This is a genomic window from Sorangium sp. So ce836 (genome assembly GCF_028553905.1).
Classification (GTDB): Bacteria; Myxococcota_A; Polyangia; order Polyangiales; family Polyangiaceae; genus Sorangium; species Sorangium cellulosum_D.
Genome location: NZ_CP102233.1, coordinates 10,578,755 through 10,594,991, shown reverse-complemented (window position 1 = coordinate 10,594,991; position 16,237 = coordinate 10,578,755). Strand labels below are relative to the sequence as shown.

Here is a 16,237-nt window from a genome sequence, read left to right as displayed (position 1 = left end):
GGATCCGCACGACGACCCTCACCTCACCCACGGAGCAACATGGGATCTCTGCCGCCCGGCCCGAAGTCGTTCAGCCTCGTGGACTATCTCCGCTCTGGGCTCATTTCCTCCGAGCCCGTCTTCAAGCGTTACGCCGCCGAGCACGGCCCGACGTTCCGCGTGAAATCTCCGAACGGGATGCTGACCATCACGGGCGATCCGGAGGCGATCCGCGCGATCTACACGGCCGACCCCGACACGTTCGGGGTCTGGGCCGCCGAGCTGACCGAGCCGGTCTTCGGGAAGACCTCGGTGGTCGTGACGACGGGCGCCCGGCACCGGCGCGATCGGAAGCTGCTCGGGCCGCCGTTCAGCGCCGGCGCGATGCGCGGTTATGGCGAAGCGATCGCGGACATCAGCCTGGGCGAGGCGTCGCGGTGGCGCCCGGGGCGCTCGTTCTCGATGGTCGCGGCGACGCAGGCGATCGCGCTCGACGTGATCGTCCGCGTGGTCTTCGGCGTGAGGGGCGAGGAGCGCGTCGGGCGGACCCGCGAGGCCGTGCTCGCGCTCATCGACTCGCTGAGCGCGAGCTTCTTCGTCTTCCCCGCGCTCCGGCGTGAGCTCGGCGGCTTCGGCCCTTATGCGCGCAACCGGCGCGCGGCCAGGGCGCTCGACGCGCTGCTGGTCGAGGAGGTCCAGCGGAGGCGCGCGGCGGGAGACGCCTCGCAGGACATCCTGGGCCTGATGATGAGCGCCCGGCACGACGACGGCGGGGGCATGAGCGACGTCGAGATCGCGGATCAGCTCCGCGCGCTCCTGTTCGCGGGCCACGAGACGACGGCCATGTCGCTCGCGTGGGCGATGTACTGGCTGCACCGCGAGCCCGCCGTGCTCGCGCGCCTCCTCGCCGACATCGACGCGCTCGGCCCGTCGCCCGCGCCGGACGCGCTCGCGTCGCTGACGTACCTGGAGGCGGTGTGTCTGGAGGCGCTGCGCATCCACCCGCCGGTGGTCGATGTCGGCCGCGTCGCGAACAGGCCTTTCCAGCTCGGGCGCTACACCATCCCGGCCGGCGAGTCCGTCGCCGCCTCACCGCTGCTCCTGCACGGCCGCGAGGATCTCTACCCGTCGCCCGAGCGATTTCGCCCCTCCCGCTTCCTCGAACGGAAGTTCTCTCCGTTCGAGTTCATCGCCTTCGGCGGCGGCGCCCGCCGGTGCCTTGGCGCGGCGTTCGCGATGTACGAGATGAAGGTCGTCCTCGGCACGATCCTCGGGAGATACCGGCTCCGGCTCGAGAGCCAGGCGCCCATCCAGCACGTGCGCCGCGGGCTCACCATGGGGCCGAGCGGGGGCATGGCGATGATCCTGGAGGGCGAGCGGGAGAGGCCCAGCGCGGCCGCCCCCGCCGCGCGCTCCGGCGCGGCGCTGGGGCTCTCGCCGGCGCTCGCGCTTGACAAAGTTAGTTAGGCTCACGAACTATTGAGGGTGACCGACACGCTGACCGTCTTCACCACGCTGCTGCTCGCGCGGATCGCTCGCGTGGATCGCACCGCCTTGCAGCTGATCCAGGGGCGCCTCGCCGAGCGGGGGGTCACGCTCGCGGAGTTCCGCCTGATCGGCGCGCTGCTCGGAGAGCGCGTGGGGCTCACGCAGCGCGAGCTCGCCGAGCGGCTGCAGATCACGGCCGCGTCGCTCTCGGCCCTCGTCGGCCGCCTCGAAAAGAAGGGGCTCGTCGAGCGGACCCCCGACGAGAGCGACGCGCGCGCCTTCCGCGTGCGCTGCACGCCTCAGATCGCGGAGTACGACTGGGTCCAGGACGTGGTGGTCGAGGTGGAGCGCCGCGCGACGCGGGGCATTCCGGCCGCGGAGCTGGAGACCACGAGGCGTGTCCTCGCCGACATGATCGGCAATCTCGAGATCGACGACACGCCCGTTCCACCGATGAGGAGAGAGAAATGAAGCCCTCACGCCTCAGCCGCCCGGCGATGAGCGCCGGCCGCCGCACATCTCCGGGAAAGGCGCGGCTCAGAAGGTGACGATCTGGGCGCCGGCCCCGGAGGAGAGCAGCGCGATGGAGAGGAGAGCCGACGTGCAGGCGAGGCGACAAGGACGGATCACGGACGTCCTTCGTTACGCGATCTCGCGCGGCGCCTCGAGCGCGCTCGTTCGGTCCGGACATCACGGCAGAGGCGGCGAGGCGCGCCGCGCGGAATCGCGGGGCGAGGGGCGCGGGAGCGGGCGAGCGGCGCCGGGAAATTCGCGTGCGAGGAGGTCCGATCACCCACTACGCTGTGCACCTCCTCGAACCGCGAAGGCTACCATGAGCGATGACATCGTTGAGCTGACCACGAAGCACACGTACGGCACCTGGCGCGCTCAGCGCGGCTGGAAGCCGATCCACGTCACCCGCGCGGAGGGCTGCGCGTTCTGGGATGCGTCCGGCAAGCGCTACCTGGATCTGTCCTCGCAGCTCATCTGCTCGAACCTCGGGCACCAGAACGAGGCCGTGATCGAGGCGATCTGCGCGCAGGCGAGGCAACTCGCCTACATCAGCCCGGCGCACACGTGCGAGGTGCGGGTCAGGGCGGCGCAGAAGCTCCTGGAGGTGATGCCGAAGGGGCTCGACAAGTTCTTCTTCGCGACGTCGGGCACGGAGGCGAACGAGGCGGCGTTCAAGATTGCGCGGCTCTACACGGGCAAGCACAAGATCATCGCGCGCTACACGTCGTACCACGGCTCGACGGGGGGCTCGATCGCGGCGACCGGCGACTTCCGCCGCTGGTTCATCGAGCCGGCCGGCAAGATCCCGGGCGTGGTGTTCGGCCCGGAGGTGAACTGCTATCGCTGCCCGCTCGGCCGGAGCTACCCCGAGTGCGGCGTCGCGTGCGCCGACTACCTGGCTTACATGATCGACCACGAGGAGAACGTGGCGGCGGTGCTGGTCGAGCCGATCGTGGGCACGAACGGCGTCCTCATCCCGCCGGCCGAGTACCTGCCGCGGATCGCCGAGGTCGCGCGCAAGCGAGGCGTGCTCCTCATCGCGGACGAGGTGATGAGCGGGTGGGGCAGGACCGGAAAGTGGTTTGCGGTCGATCACTGGGGGGTGGTGCCGGACATCCTGACGACCGCGAAGGGCGTGACGAACGCGGCCGCGCCGCTCGGGGTGGTGGCGACCTCGCGCGCGATCGCGGACTACTTCGACGACAACGTGTTCGCCCACGGCCACACCTACGAGGCCCACCCCCTCACGCTGGCCCCGGTGGTCGCCGCGATCGACGAGTATCGGCGGCTCGACCTCCTGAACCGCGCGACGAAGATGGGAGAGGTCGTGGGCGAGAAGCTCCGCGCCCTCAAGGAGAAGCACCCCTCGGTCGGCGATGTGCGCGGGATCGGCCTGTTCTGGGCGGTGGAGCTCGTGAAGGACCGCGCGACGAAGGAGCCGTTCAACGTGCCGCAGGACAAGGCGGCTCGGCGGCCCCTGGTGGTCGACGCGGTGGTCGCCGAGGCGGCGAAGCGCGGGGTGTCGGTCATGGGGTGGGTGAGCCACCTGCTCGTGGCGCCGCCGCTCATCATCAGCGAGGCGGAGATCGAGGAGGGCATCGCGGCGCTCGACGCGGCGCTCGACATCGCCGATCAGAAGCTCTCGGCCTGAGGCGCCCCGAGGGCCAGGCGGCCCCGCGGGGCGGTCGGGCCGGCGTGGCCTGGGCCGGCGGGGCCCAGGCCGGCGGGGCCGGGGCGGCCGCGGGCCATCGGGCCGGCGTGCTATGCTCGCGGGCATGACCGCACGTAGGAACGGCATCCCGACCCGTCCGCCCCGGAACACGGGGCCGATCGAGCTGCGGGACTTCGGGCCGACCGGCCGCCGGCTGGGGACGGCCGACGACTGCTACGACGGCAGCCCGTGGGAGCTGCACCGCGGGGAGCTGATCGAGCAGATGGGGAGCAAGGATATCCACGGCATCGTGATGGCCCTCCTCGCCGCCCTGTTCCGCACGCACGCGCGCGAGGGGCTCACGGTGATGACCGACGTGTACTGCGACCTCAGCGACCCGGCGGGGCCCTCGCTCCGGGCGCCGGACGTGGTGCTCGTGGGCGATCTCTCGTCGCCGCGGAACGACGCCTACCGCGGCACGCCGGTGCTGGCCGTGGAGATCCGGGGCACCCAGTCGAAGCGCTACCTCGAGGAGAAGGTGAAGCTGTACCTGGAGCACGAGTGGCCCTGGGTCTGGATCGCGCACGCGGAGCGGCGGGAGCTCGAGGTGGTGCGGCCGGGGACGGCGTCGATCACCTACAGGCCGGGCGCCGAGGTGCCGCTCCTGCCGGAGCTGGACAAGCACGGCCTCGGCGCCGTGCCGGTCGCGGCGCTGTTCGAGGAGCGCGAAGCGCCGCGGTTCACGGACGAGTGGGTGCGGGCGCGCACCCACTCGCGCGCGATCCTCGCGGTGCTCTCGGCGCGGGGCCTCGCGGTGCCCGAGGCGGTGCGGGCCCGGGTGCTCGCGTGCGAGGACCCGGCGGCGCTCGGGCGCTGGCTGACCAGCGCGGCGACGGCGGCGAGCGGCGAGGCGTTCGCGGCGGCGGTGGATCGCGGGTGACGCCGGCGGCCGTCACCGGCCCGAGGGGGCCGACGGCGGCGCCGAGCCGGGCGCGCACCCGGCGGCGCGCCCGAGGAGCAGCTCGCGCTCGCGCGCGTTGCGCGTGAGCGACGCCGCGCGCTCGAACTCGACGCGCGCCTCGTCGAGGCGGCCGAGCTTCGCGAGGAGGTCGCCGCGCACGCTCGGCAAGAGGTGGTAGCTCTCGAGGGCGCGCTCCGAGGTCAGCGCGTCGACCACGGCGAGGCCCGCGGCCGGGCCGAACGCCATCGAGAGCGCGACGGCGCGGTTGAGCTCGACCACGGGCGACGGCGTGACCTGGGCGAGCGCCGCGTAGAGCGCCGCGATGCGCGCCCAGTCGGTCTCCGCCGCGGCGCGCGCCCGCGCGTGGCAGGCGGCGATCGCGGCCTGGAGCGCGTAGGGCCCCCGCGCGCCGCCGAGCTGCTCGGCGCGCTCGAGCGCCGCGAGGCCGCGGCGGATCAGGAGGTGATCCCAGAGGGCGCGGTTCTGATCCAGGAGCAGGATGGGCTCGCCCGACGGGCCGACCCGCGCCCTCGCGCGCGACGCCTGGATCTCCAGGAGCGCGACGAGGCCGTGGACCTCGGGCTCCTTCGGGACGAGCTCGGCCAGGATGCGGCCGAGGCGGAGCGCGTCCTCGCAGAGGGCGGGGCGCATCCAGTCGTCGCCCGCGGTCGCCGCGTAGCCCTCGTTGAAGATGAGGTAGACGACCTGGAGCACCGAGGAGAGCCGGGGGGCGAGCTCGGCCCCGCGGGGGACCTCGAAGGGGACGCGCGCCTCGGCGAGGGTCCGCTTGGCCCGGACGATGCGCTGGGCGACGGTCGGCTCCGGGACCAGGAACGCGCGGGCGATCTCCTCGGTCGTCAGGCCTCCGAGCAGGCGGAGCGTGAGCGCCACCTGCGCCTCGGTGGAGAGGACCGGGTGGCAGGCGGTGAACACGAGGCGCAGGAGGTCGTCGCCCACGTCGTCGTCGAGCGCGGCGTCCGGATCTGGCGCGGCCATCGCGCGCTGGGCCTCGATCTCGTGGCCGAGCTCCTCGTGCTTCCTCTCGAGCAGCTTGCTCCGGCGGAGCTCGTCGATCGCGCGGCGCTTCGCGGTGGCCATGAGCCACGCGCCAGGGTTGTCCGGGACGCCCGCCTCCGGCCACCGCTCGAGCGCGGCGACGAGCGCGTCTTGCGCGAGCTCCTCGGCGAGGCCGACGTCGCGCACCATCCGCGTGAGGCCGGCGATGAGCCTGGCCGACTCGATCCGGAAGACCGCGTGGATCGCGCGATGCGCGTCGGGAGCCGTCACGGCGGCCGATCAGAGCACCTTCCTCCGCCGGCGCAAGCCCCCTCGGCCGCCGCGATCCCCCGGGGCGCGCCGTGGCTACTTCTTCGCCTCGACCTGCGCCCGCAGGCGCTCCTCCTGCTCCCGGAGCTCGGGCGTGAGCGCGGGGCCGAAGTCGTCCGCCGTGAACACCTGGCGGATCTCGACCTCGGAGTCCTCGTACATGGGGTTGGGACAGCGCTTCACCCACTCGATGGCCTCTTCCTTCGACTTCACCTCCCAGATCCAGTAGCCCGCGATCAGCTCCTTGGTCTCGGCGAAGGGCCCGTCGAGCACGGTCCGCTTGTCACCCGAGAACCTGACGCGCGCGCCCTTCGAGCTCGGGTGGAGCCCGTCGCCCGCGACCATCACGCCGGCCTTCACCAGCTCCTCGTTGAACTTCCCCATCTCGGTGAGGAGCTGCTCGCTCGGCATGACGCCCGCTTCGCTGTCCTTGGTGGCCTTGATCAGGATCATGAATCGCATGGTCGTTCTCCTTGCTTCCGTGTGGAGCCGGGCTTCCGGGCTCCGGCAGGGGTACGTCCCTGGCTCTACCGACGCGACGAACCGGGCGGGGCAAGATCGACACGCCGGGCGATCTTTTTTGCGGATGATGATAATTGTGCGAATTTATTGAGCTTTGCGCGTTCCGGCGGCCGGATCCCGACCGGGATCTCGACGGCCGCCTCCGGCGGCCCTTTCTGCGGGGCGCCGCGGCCGGCGCTGCCGGGGCTCCCTAGAAGCGGCTGTGCAGCAGCGCGCCGCCGCCGCCCGGCAAGATCGCGGGCGTGAGGGCGACCGAGGTGCCGTGCTCCGGCGTCGTCAGGAAGAGCACCAGACCCGCGCCGAGCCCGGCGAGGCCGATGGCGCCGAGCACGGTGCTCGTGGTGGTGAGCGTCTGGCCTCGGGACTTCAGCGACATGCCCTCGTCGCTGCACTGCGAAGGATCCGGGCACTCCTTCTCGAGATCTCCCTTGGCGCCGATCGCGAGCCCGCCCGTGATGAGGCTCCCGCCCAGGGCCGCGACGCCGACGCCGCCGACCACGAAGGCGAGCGTCCGCCGCGCGCTGGAGGCGGCCGGCGGCGGGGCGTCCGGGGGAGGCGAGGGGGCCTGCGGCGCGTCGGACACGCGGACCGGGGTCGGCGCGGCGGCGACCGGCGGCGGCTCGAGGCGCACGTTCTTGCGCGCCCCCTCGTCGACCGACACGCGCGCCTCGGCCTGCCGGCCGTCCGCCCACCTCGCGACGAGCACGTGGTCGCCGGGATCGACCGGGAGATCGCTGCCGAGGCTGGCCTGCGGCACCGCGGCCCGGTCGAGGACCACCTCCGAGGGCGCCGGCGCGCCGTCCGCGAGCGTGACGACGAGCCTGGGCAGGCGCGGCTCGAGCTCCGTGAGCTGCTGCTGGGTGCTGGACAGGCGGGGGTCGCTGGCCTCGAGCTGCGGCAACAGCTCCTTGAAGTGGCGCCACGCGCTCGCTACCTGCCCGATCTCCCGCTCGCACAGCGCGAGGTTGTACAGCGTGCCGCGCGACGCATACAGCGCCTGGCTCTTGCGGAAGAGCGGGAGCGCGCGCGGGCAGTCGTGCGCCTCCGCCAGCACGAGGCCCTGCTGGAAGAGGCCGTACGCCTCGTCCTTCGGCGCCTTCGGCTGCGCCGACGCGGCGTGGCCGGCGCAGACGATGGCGAGCGACAGCGCGCCGCGGATCGCCGAAAGGCCTCTCGTTCGCCTCAATCGAACCTCCTCCGATGGTCTTGCAGCGCCTTGGATGTGCTCGCCGCCGGCGGCGGTTTGGTCGATGCGGCGGGCGGGGCGCTTGCGGGCGACGTCCCCTTCGCCGCCGTCGGCTTCGGCGCCGTCGTCGCCTTCGGCTTCGGCGGCGGCGCGGGCGTCGCCGCCGGCGACACCGTGGGCTCGGTGGAGATGCTCGCCGCCGGCGTCGGGCTGGGCGCCGGCGCAGGGGCCGCGGCCTCCGTGGGAGCCGCGGCGGGCGCCACCGTCGCCGCGGCCGCGCCGGGGGACGCCGACGGGGGCTCGGGCGCTGTGAGCGAGGTCACGGGCGCGTCGCTGTCCGCGGGCCCGCTCGGCGAGAGCCGCCACGCGAGGGCGAAGCCGGCCAGCAAGCACACGCCGGCGGCGCCAGCGAGCAGCGCCACGCGGCTCCGCGGCGCGCGGGCCCGCGTGGTGTTGCCCCAGGAGGCGTGGGGCAGCGTCGCGTGCGCCGTCCCCGCCGCCTCGCTGCCGGGCGACGACGGGGTGCCCGGAGGAGGCGCCGGCATCGGGGCCGTCGTCGCGGCCTCGGGCGATCCGATCCACGAGGGCGACGACGCGCCGAACGCGCCGGCCGCCACGGTGGGCGCGACCACGGCCGGCGAGGAGCCGGCGCGGGGCGCGGGCTCCGGCAGGAGGCGGTCGATGCTCTCGAACGCGAGCCTCGCGCGCTGCGTCCCGAAAGGCGCGAGCACGCGGGCGATCTCGGTCACGCTCTGGACGCGGGCGTTCGGGTCCTTCACGAGGCACCGGCTCACGAGCGCCGCGACGGCCGGGGGCACGTCCGGCCGCAGCGCCGTGACGGAGACGGGCGCGTCCATCATGATGGCCGCCGTGACCGCGGTGATGCTGTCGCCCTCGAACGGGTGCCGCCCCGTGAGCATGCGATACAGGATCACGCCGAGGGCCCAGAGGTCCGTGCGCACATCCGCGAACTTCAGGCTGCGGATCTGCTCGGGCGACATGTAATGGATGGAGCCCATGATGAGGCCGGTCGCGGTCAGGCTCGCCTCCTTGACGGAATCGCCGGTGGCGATGAACTTCGATAGACCGAAGTCGAGGACCTTGAGGAGGGGAGTCCCGTCGGGGCGGCGGGTGAGGAAGAGGTTCTTCGGCTTGAGGTCGCGGTGGATGATGCCGCGCGCGTGGGCCTCGGCGATGGCCTCGCAGGCCTGAAGGAGGTAGTCGGCGGCCTCGGCGAGAGGGAGGGGGCCGCGGGTCTGGAGCACCTGGCCGAGATCGTCGCCGGTCAGGTACTCCAGCACCATGTAGGCCGCGCCCGAGTCCAGCCGGCCGACGTCGAGGACGCGCGCGATGTGCTGTCCGTCGAGGGCGGCGGCGGCGCGGGCCTCGCGGAGGAAGCGGGCGCCGGCGTCGGGGAGCGCGGCGGCCTCGGGGAGGAGGAACTTGACCGCGACGCGGCGCTCCAGGACGAGGTGCCACGCCGCGAGGACCACGCCCATGCCGCCCGCGCCGAGGACGCGCTCGATGCGGTACTTGCCCGCGAGGACGTCGCCGGGCACGGGGACGCCGGAAGGGACGGCGGGCTGCTGCGGCATGGTAGGTGGAGAGCGTAGCGGGGAGGTGGCGCGCAGTACAAGAGGCGGGCGGCCTTCGGAGCACGAGCGGCGGTGTCGCCGGCCCAGCGCGCATGACGGCGCAGGCTACGGCTCGGTCCCGAGCCGCTCGGCAGCCTTCTTCTGCTGGAGCCGGTGCTTGATGGCCCCGAAGATGACCGGCGCCACCGAGACGAAGATGATCAGATAAACGACCCGCTCGATCTGCTTCGCGTCGAAGACCTTGCCCAGGAAGTACCCGAGGAAGGTCATCGAGAAGACCCAGAGCACGCCGCCCACCACATTGAACATCGCGAAGCGCCGGTACGCCATCTGCCCCACGCCCGCCACCACCGGGGCGAACGTCCGGGCGAACGGCATGAAGCGCGCGAGGATGATCGTCTTGCCGCCGTGCTTCTCGTAGAACTTCTGCGTCGCGATCAGGTGATCTTTGCGGAACAGGAGCGACTGCTCGCGCGTGAAGATCTTCGGCCCGGCGCGCCGCCCGATCGAGAAGCCCACCGCGTCGCCGACGATCGCCATCGTCATCAGCGTGACGTTCATCAGGAGCAGGTTCTGGAAGTTCGTCAGATTGAGAGGGTTGATGAGCCCCGCATTGACGAGCACCCCGGCCGTGACGAGCAGCGAGTCCCCCGGAAGGAAGAACCCGATGAGCAGCCCCGTCTCGGCAAAGACGATCATCATCAGGACGGGGTAGCCGCCCCACTCGAGGAGCGACTCGAGCTCCCGCAGCCTGCTGAAAAATTCACGGAGGAGTTCCACGCCCGCTCGATAGCTCACCTCGGCGGCCGCGTCGAACCCCGCGTGCACCCCCGCCCGCGCCCCCGCCGCCGGCGTCCCGCCGGCGTCCAGCGCGGCCGTTCCCGCGCGCGCCGCCTCGCCCGGTCCTCCTCCGCGCCCCGGAGGCGCGCGGCGCCCCAGGAGACGAGCTGCCCAGCGGCGCCTTCCGGATGCCCGGGGCGAGCGCGCGGCCGCGCCGGCCGCCCGCGCCGGCGTGGGCGCGCGCGCTACCGCGCGTAGCGCGCCAGGTACTCCTTGAGGTGCAGCTTCCGGGCGGCGCTCTCGGACGACATGTAACGGATCGTGCCGAAGATCTCCCGCTCCGGACCCCAGGCCCGATCGTAGCGGCCGAGCACCCAGAAGATGCCCGACGTGGAGTTCGGGTCGCGGCCGTCGAGCGCATATCTGTCGTTGAGCTCGATCATCACCTCGAGCGCCTCGCGCGGCGTCCGCGACCACTCCAGGATCTTCTTGCCCCAGAGCATGCGCAGGTAATTGTGGATTCGACCCTCGCGGAGGAGCTCGACCTGCGAGGCGTTCCAGATCCGATCGGCCGTCGCCGCGGCCGCGAGCGCCTCGATCGGGTAGAGGCGGGGGCGCCGGTCGCGCTCGTGCTTCGCCAGCGTCGCGAGCGCCCAGTCCGGGAGAGACTCGTAATCGGTCGGATCGCGCTTCCACGAGGGGCGAGGCCCGTCTCCCTCGCTCGCCCCGAGCGCGAACGCGTTGAACCCGAGCTCCCGCCACGTGACGAGCTGCTCGAGGAACGCCTCGGCCGAGGCGCTCATCCCCCAGAACCCCTCGCGGCTGCCGCTCGGCCTGGGGACGCCGCCCTCGGGGCGGCCGAGCCGCTCGGCGCGGAAGCCCTCGCGCCGGGCGACGGCGGCGAAGGCCTCGTGCGCCGCGAGGTGGCCGAAGTGCAGGTACGGCGACAGGCCGCTCGCCGCGCCGGCGTCGGGGTGATCGCGCCCCTCCAGGTAGCGCGGGAGCCGCTCCGCGACGAAGCGCGCGAGCTCCTCGCCGGCCGCCTCCGGGCCGCCCCGGCGCGGCGCCGGCGCGACGGTGTGATCGATGGGGAGCGCGGCGAGCGCGGCAGGGTCGCCCCCGAGCAGCGCCGGAGAGGCCGCCGGCCAGCGCCGCGCGATCGCGCGGGGGAGCGGCGCCGCCGGCCGGAGCCTCGCCTTCCTCAGCGGATCGGCCGCCGGCTGCGCGCCGAGGTGCTCGCCGATCACCCGCTGCCAGAAGATGCGGAACGAGCGCGCGGTCGTGAACACCCGATCGGCCGCGCGGATCGGCAAGAGTCCGTTCGAGTCCACCTGCTCCAGGCGGACGGGCGCCTGCCGCGCGGCCGCGGCGACCATCCGGGGGAGGAAGAAGCACGGGTAGTCGTCCGTCACGACCACGCACGCCCGCGCCGCGAGCGCGCCGAGCAACCCCTTGCCGGCCCCCGCGGCGGGCTCGACGTACGGGTGCGCGAGGACGCCCGCCGCCGCGAGGCGGCGCGCGTTGTCGGCCATGCCGTCGATCACGAAGCGATGGTGCCTGTCGCTCGCCCAGCGGTAGCCGCACCGGAGCGCCTCCAGCACCACGAGCGGCCGATCGAGCGCCTGCGACCAGGCGACCGCGCGCTCCAGACCGAAATTGTACCGGGTCCGGCGACTCGCGATCATCCAGTAAAGCACGTAATCGCCGTCCTCGCGGACGGGCATCGCGTTGCGGGTGCGGAGCCGGAGCTCGGGGACGCTGCTCGAGATCACGAGAGCTCCTAGCACGGCGCGGGCGGGGCGCGCGGATCCGCCGGGCAGGATCGCCCGGAGGGGCCCGGCCCCTCGGGATCCGCCCTTACTTGCGCCGCGGTGGGGGCGGCCTCAGGTACCGCCGCAGCGGTCGCTCATCGGCGCACGAGCGCGACGCGCGAGGAGGGGAAAGATGGCTCTCGACATCCTGAAGGAGCGGGGGACTCCGCTCGACCGCCAGTCGTTCAACTGGCGCGATCTCGTGCAGGTGCCGTTCAGCAAGCTCGACGACGACGCGTTCACCCGGGTGCGCGTCATCCTGATGAACGGCATCGAGCTCGAGAGCGTGCGGTTCCTGCACAGCTTCGCGCGCATGAACCGGGATCTCCGCCGCGTGCTCGCCCAGGTGCGGCGCGTCGACCACCACCAGGTCACGCTGGTGAACTGGCTCAACCCGCCGGACCAGTCGCCGCTCGAGACCACCATCGGTTACGAGCAGGTCGCCATCGAGATCACCGCGCACGCCGCCCTGTCCGAGCCCGACCCGTACCTCGCGCAGGTCTACCGCTTCGGCATGCTCGAGGACTACGACCACCTCTACCGCTACTCGGCGCTCCTCGATCGCCTGGAAGGCAAGGACGCGAACAACCTCCTGCAATCGTACACCGACGTGACCGTGGGTCGCCCCACCGCGGTGGAGCACCGCGCCCCCGAGGACGACGTGCGCGCGCCGTACGACCGCGAGACCGCGAGCCCGATCACGAAGCTCAACGCGCTCACGATCATGGCCGCCGAGCAGCAGACCCACAACTACTACGTCAACGTCGGGCCGTTCTTCGCCGACCCGGTGGCGCGGCTGCTCTACGCCGAGATCGCCTCGATCGAGGAGCAGCACGTCACCCAGTACGAGTCGATGATCAGCCCCGAGGAGACCTGGCTCGAGAAGTGGGTCCTGCACGAGGCCAACGAGGTCTACAACTACTGGAGCTGCCTCCAGCAGGAGCAGAACGCCCACCTCAAGCGGATCTGGGAGCGGTTCCTCGATTACGAGCTCGGGCAGCTCCACGTGGCCATCGACCATTTCAACCGGCTCGAGGGGCGCGACGCGGCCGAGATCCTGCCCGCCTCGCTCCCGGACCCGGTCTCCCACAAGAGCCATCGCCAGTTCGTGCGCGACGTGCTCTCCCGGGAGGTTCACCTGCGCGCCGTCGGCGAGCGGATCGTCGACCCGAACGTCATCCCGGAGAGCGCGGCGACGCTCGCTTATCGGCGGCAGATGAACTCCGCCGGCTCGCCCTCCGAGATCGCGGCCGCGGGCTACCAGTTCACGCCGGGCACCGAGCTCTCGCGGCGCGCCGAGAAGATCGACGGACAGAAGGAGGCGACGCCATGAAGCAGATCACGATCGGGACCAACACCACGGGCATCGCGACCTCGCCCATCGACAGCAAGGAGCTCATCGAGTTCGCGCAGGCGGTCCCGCCGAGCTCCTCCGGGAGCGAGGCCGACGCCGCGGCGGTCAGGAGCGAGTATGCGCGGGAGTCGGGCACGGTCGGGAGCGTGCCGCCGCCGGTGAGCCTCAAGGGCGTGGTCAAGGCGGCCGGGGAGCTCATCCAGGGCAGGCCGCCGGCGCTCCTCATCGACAAGCTCGGCGAGCGCCTCCAGTTCGAGCGCTCGGGCACGCGCCTCTACGAGGCGGTGATCGCCAAGTACGACGCCGAGGGGGGCTTCGAGGGAGGCCCCACGCGCGCAGACCTCGAGGCGATCCGCGACGAGGAGCTCCGGCACTTCGCGCTGCTGAAGCGCGCGATCGAGCGGCTCGGGGCCGATCCGACCGCGATGACGCCCAGCGCCGACGTGATCGGCCTGGCGTCGGCCGGCGTGCTCTCGGTCGCCGTCGAGCCGAGGATCAACTTCGGACAGAGCCTGCAGGCGCTGCTCGTCGCCGAGCTCACGGACAACGACAGCTGGCGGATGCTCATCGATCTGGCGACCGCGTACGGCCAGGACGACATGGCCGCCGAGTTCCGCGTGGCCGAGCAGCGCGAGGTGCGCCACCTCGAGCTCGTGCGCGGGTGGCTGTCCTGCAAGCTCGCGCTCGACGCGCGCGGCGCGCCCACCACCTCGACGCCGCAACAAGCCGCCTGACGCGCCCACCACCACGACACCGCAGCGAGCCGCCCGGCGCGCCTCGCGGGCCGGGCGATCGGGCGCCGCCACGAGGCGCGCGGCCCGCGCGGCGGCCGTAGACCTGCCTCGGCGATCTCGGTATGACCCTCGGGGCGCGGGCGCGGCGCATGCGGAATGCCGCCGCTGGCTCCGCGCCTCGGGTGAATCCATGGACCTGCCCCAGAAGCTCCGATCGCTGTTCCTGCTGCCCCTCCTCGCGCCGCTCGCGTGCGGCGGCGCTCCCGCGCCCGCGCCCGCGCCGCCCCAGCAGGCCGCCGCGCCGGCCCCGGCAGCCCCGGCCGCCGCGGCGCCCGCCGCGCCGGCGAAGGCCGCGCCGCGCGCCGACGCGACGCTCCTGCCGCGGCGCGTCCTCTTCGGCAACCCCGATCGCGCGTCTCCCAAGATCAGCCCGGATGGCCAGCGGCTCGGGTTCCTCGCCCCCGCCGAGGGCGTGCTCAACCTGTGGGTCGGCCCCGCCTCGGATCCCTCTTCGGCCAAGCCGGTCACGAAGGAAAAGACCCGCGGCGTGCGCGCCTTCCTGTTCCCGTACGCGAGCGATTACGTCCTCTACCGCCAGGACAAGGGCGGCGACGAGAACTGGCATGTCTACGCCGTCGAGCTCAAGACCGGGCAGATCAAGGACCTCACGCCGTTCGAGGGCATCTCCGCGACGTTCGAGGGGGTGAGCAAGAAGATCCCGGACGAGATCCTGATCGGCATGAACGATCGGGACAAGAAGCACCACGACCTCTACCGCGTCTCCGTCCGCACCGGCGAGCGCAAGCTCGTGCGGCAGAACGACGGGTTCGCGGGGTTCGTCGCCGACGACGACTTCAAGGCGCGGCTCGCGGTGCGGATGACGGGCGACGGAGGCCAGGAGCTCCTCGACATCACCGGCAAGGAGCCGAAGCCCTTCGTCGCGTTCGGGCACGAGGACGCCGCGACGAGCGGGGCGATCGGCTTCGACGCGACCGGCAAGACGCTCTATTTCCGGGACAGCCGCGGCCGCGACACCGCCGCGCTCGTCACCCTCGACCCGAGGACCGCGAAGCCCGCGGTGCTCGCCGAGGACGCGAAGGCCGATGTCAGCGGGGTGATCGTCCACCCGGGGACCGGAAAGGTGCAGGCGGCCGCCTCCGAGCACGAGCGCAAGCGCTGGCACGTGATCGACAAGAGCCTCCAGCCGGACCTCGACGCCCTCCGCGCGGTCGCCGACGGCGACCTCGAGGTGCTGAGCCGCTCGCTCGACGACAAGCGGTGGACCGTCGGTTACACCGTCTCCGACGGCCCGGTCCGGTACTACCTCTACGATCGCCCCTCGAAGAAGGCGACGTTCCTCTTCACGAACCGGACGGCGCTCGAGTCGCAGCCGCTCGTGAAGATGCGGCCCATCGTCATCAAGGCGCGCGACGGCCTCGAGCTCGTGAGCTACCTGTCGCTGCCGCGCGCCGCCGACCCCGACGGGGACGGCAAGCCGGACAAGCCGCTCTCGACGGTGCTCCTCGTCCACGGCGGCCCCTGGGCGCGCAGCTCGTTCCGCCTCGATCCGATGCACCAGTGGCTCGCGAACCGCGGCTACGCCGTGCTGAGCCCCAACTTCCGCGGCTCGACGGGCTTCGGCAAGAGGTTCATCAACGCGGGCGACCTCGAGTGGGCGGGCAAGATGCACGACGACCTGCTCGACGCGGTGGCCTGGTCGGTCGCGCAGGGCATCGCCGACAAGGATCGCGTGGCGATCATGGGCGGCAGCTACGGCGGCTACGCGACGCTCGTCGGCCTCACCTTCACGCCCGAGACCTTCGCCTGCGGCGTCGACATCGTCGGCCCGTCGAACCTCGTGACCCTGCTCGAGTCGATCCCGCCCTACTGGGCGCCGATGCTCGAGCTCTTCGCCAAGCGGGTCGGCGACCCCCGCACCGAGGCGGGCCGCGAGCTCCTGCGCGTGCGCTCGCCGCTCTACCGCGCCGACCAGATCAAGCGGCCGCTCCTCATCGGCCAGGGCGCCAACGATCCGCGCGTGAAGCAGGCCGAGAGCGATCAGATCGTCAAGGCGATGACCAGCAAGGGGATCCCGGTGACCTACGCGCTGTACCCCGACGAGGGCCACGGCTTCGCCCGCCCGGAGAACTCCATGTCGTTCAACGCGATCGCGGAGACCTTCCTGGCCCAGTGCCTCGGCGGCTCCTACGAGCCGATCGGCGGTGACTTCCAGGGGGCGAGCCTCACCGTCCCCGTCGGCGCCGAGGTCGTCCACGACCTCGCCGCGGCGGTCCCCCAGCCCTGATCCCGCGGCTGCCGAGGCCCGCCGGCGTCGCG

At 72.6% G+C, this 16,237-nt stretch carries 13 protein-coding genes; 7 read left to right on the top strand and 6 right to left on the bottom strand.

The window, feature by feature from the left end; genetic code table 11:
• The first annotated feature begins 39 nt into the window (after positions 1–39).
• From NQZ70_RS38630 to NQZ70_RS38615, 4 genes are all read left to right on the top strand, one after another.
• Entirely contained in the window at positions 40–1,446 is a 1,407-nt protein-coding gene (locus NQZ70_RS38630; RefSeq protein WP_237244416.1) for a cytochrome P450, read from the top strand.
• Between the two features lie 18 nt (positions 1,447–1,464).
• Complete coding sequence (locus NQZ70_RS38625) at positions 1,465–1,938, top strand: MarR family winged helix-turn-helix transcriptional regulator (protein ID WP_129578701.1); 474 nt, start codon at positions 1,465–1,467, stop codon at positions 1,936–1,938.
• A gap of 361 nt (positions 1,939–2,299) precedes the next feature.
• Positions 2,300–3,631 (top strand): aspartate aminotransferase family protein, encoded by a 1,332-nt coding sequence (locus NQZ70_RS38620; protein ID WP_129578700.1) that lies wholly within the window; start codon positions 2,300–2,302, stop codon positions 3,629–3,631.
• A 124-nt stretch (positions 3,632–3,755) separates the two neighbouring features.
• Positions 3,756–4,571, top strand: coding sequence for a Uma2 family endonuclease (locus NQZ70_RS38615; protein WP_237244415.1), 816 nt, complete (start codon positions 3,756–3,758; stop codon positions 4,569–4,571).
• A gap of 12 nt (positions 4,572–4,583) precedes the next feature.
• On the opposite strand, the gene NQZ70_RS38610 is transcribed toward NQZ70_RS38615, so the two are convergent.
• From NQZ70_RS38610 to NQZ70_RS38585, 6 genes are all read right to left on the bottom strand, one after another.
• Positions 4,584–5,879, bottom strand: a complete 1,296-nt coding sequence (locus NQZ70_RS38610; protein ID WP_129578698.1) for an RNA polymerase sigma factor — start codon at positions 5,877–5,879, stop codon at positions 4,584–4,586.
• Positions 5,880–5,954: 75 nt separating this feature from the next.
• Positions 5,955–6,380, bottom strand: coding sequence for a YciI family protein (locus NQZ70_RS38605; protein ID WP_129578697.1), 426 nt, complete (start codon positions 6,378–6,380; stop codon positions 5,955–5,957).
• Between the two features lie 250 nt (positions 6,381–6,630).
• Complete coding sequence (locus NQZ70_RS38600) at positions 6,631–7,626, bottom strand: preprotein translocase subunit TatA (RefSeq protein WP_129578696.1); 996 nt, start codon at positions 7,624–7,626, stop codon at positions 6,631–6,633.
• On the bottom strand, positions 7,623–9,221 hold the full coding sequence (locus NQZ70_RS38595; protein WP_129578695.1) for a serine/threonine-protein kinase: 1,599 nt from the start codon (positions 9,219–9,221) through the stop codon (positions 7,623–7,625). The genes NQZ70_RS38600 and NQZ70_RS38595 overlap by 4 nt, the downstream gene beginning before the upstream one ends.
• Positions 9,222–9,326: 105 nt before the next feature.
• Positions 9,327–10,049 carry a VTT domain-containing protein gene (locus tag NQZ70_RS38590; protein WP_129578694.1) on the bottom strand — a complete coding sequence of 241 codons (723 nt, stop codon included), beginning with the start codon at positions 10,047–10,049 and terminating at the stop codon, positions 9,327–9,329.
• A 197-nt stretch (positions 10,050–10,246) separates the two neighbouring features.
• On the bottom strand, positions 10,247–11,773 hold the full coding sequence (locus NQZ70_RS38585) for a deoxyribodipyrimidine photolyase (RefSeq protein WP_129578693.1): 1,527 nt from the start codon (positions 11,771–11,773) through the stop codon (positions 10,247–10,249).
• Between the two features lie 172 nt (positions 11,774–11,945).
• Between NQZ70_RS38585 and NQZ70_RS38580 the strand changes: the two genes are divergently transcribed.
• From NQZ70_RS38580 to NQZ70_RS38570, 3 genes are all read left to right on the top strand, one after another.
• Entirely contained in the window at positions 11,946–13,145 is a 1,200-nt protein-coding gene (locus NQZ70_RS38580) for a hypothetical protein (RefSeq protein WP_129578692.1), read from the top strand.
• Positions 13,142–13,900 (top strand): ferritin-like domain-containing protein, encoded by a 759-nt coding sequence (locus NQZ70_RS38575; RefSeq protein WP_129578691.1) that lies wholly within the window; start codon positions 13,142–13,144, stop codon positions 13,898–13,900. Before NQZ70_RS38580 ends, NQZ70_RS38575 begins: the two co-directional genes overlap by 4 nt.
• 190 nt (positions 13,901–14,090) lie before the next feature.
• Positions 14,091–16,205, top strand: coding sequence for a S9 family peptidase (locus tag NQZ70_RS38570; RefSeq protein WP_129578690.1), 2,115 nt, complete (start codon positions 14,091–14,093; stop codon positions 16,203–16,205).
• Positions 16,206–16,237 lie beyond the last annotated feature (32 nt).

Coding starts and splice junctions, on each gene's coding strand:
- NQZ70_RS38630 (WP_237244416.1), top strand. CDS start 40: ATGGGATCTCTGCCGCCCGGCCCGAAGTCGTTCAGCCTCGTGGACTAT.
- NQZ70_RS38620 (WP_129578700.1), top strand. CDS start 2,300: ATGAGCGATGACATCGTTGAGCTGACCACGAAGCACACGTACGGCACC.
- NQZ70_RS38615 (WP_237244415.1), top strand. CDS start 3,756: ATGACCGCACGTAGGAACGGCATCCCGACCCGTCCGCCCCGGAACACG.
- NQZ70_RS38605 (WP_129578697.1), bottom strand. CDS start 6,380: ATGCGATTCATGATCCTGATCAAGGCCACCAAGGACAGCGAAGCGGGC.
- NQZ70_RS38595 (WP_129578695.1), bottom strand. CDS start 9,221: ATGCCGCAGCAGCCCGCCGTCCCTTCCGGCGTCCCCGTGCCCGGCGAC.
- NQZ70_RS38580 (WP_129578692.1), top strand. CDS start 11,946: ATGGCTCTCGACATCCTGAAGGAGCGGGGGACTCCGCTCGACCGCCAG.
- NQZ70_RS38575 (WP_129578691.1), top strand. CDS start 13,142: ATGAAGCAGATCACGATCGGGACCAACACCACGGGCATCGCGACCTCG.
- NQZ70_RS38570 (WP_129578690.1), top strand. CDS start 14,091: ATGGACCTGCCCCAGAAGCTCCGATCGCTGTTCCTGCTGCCCCTCCTC.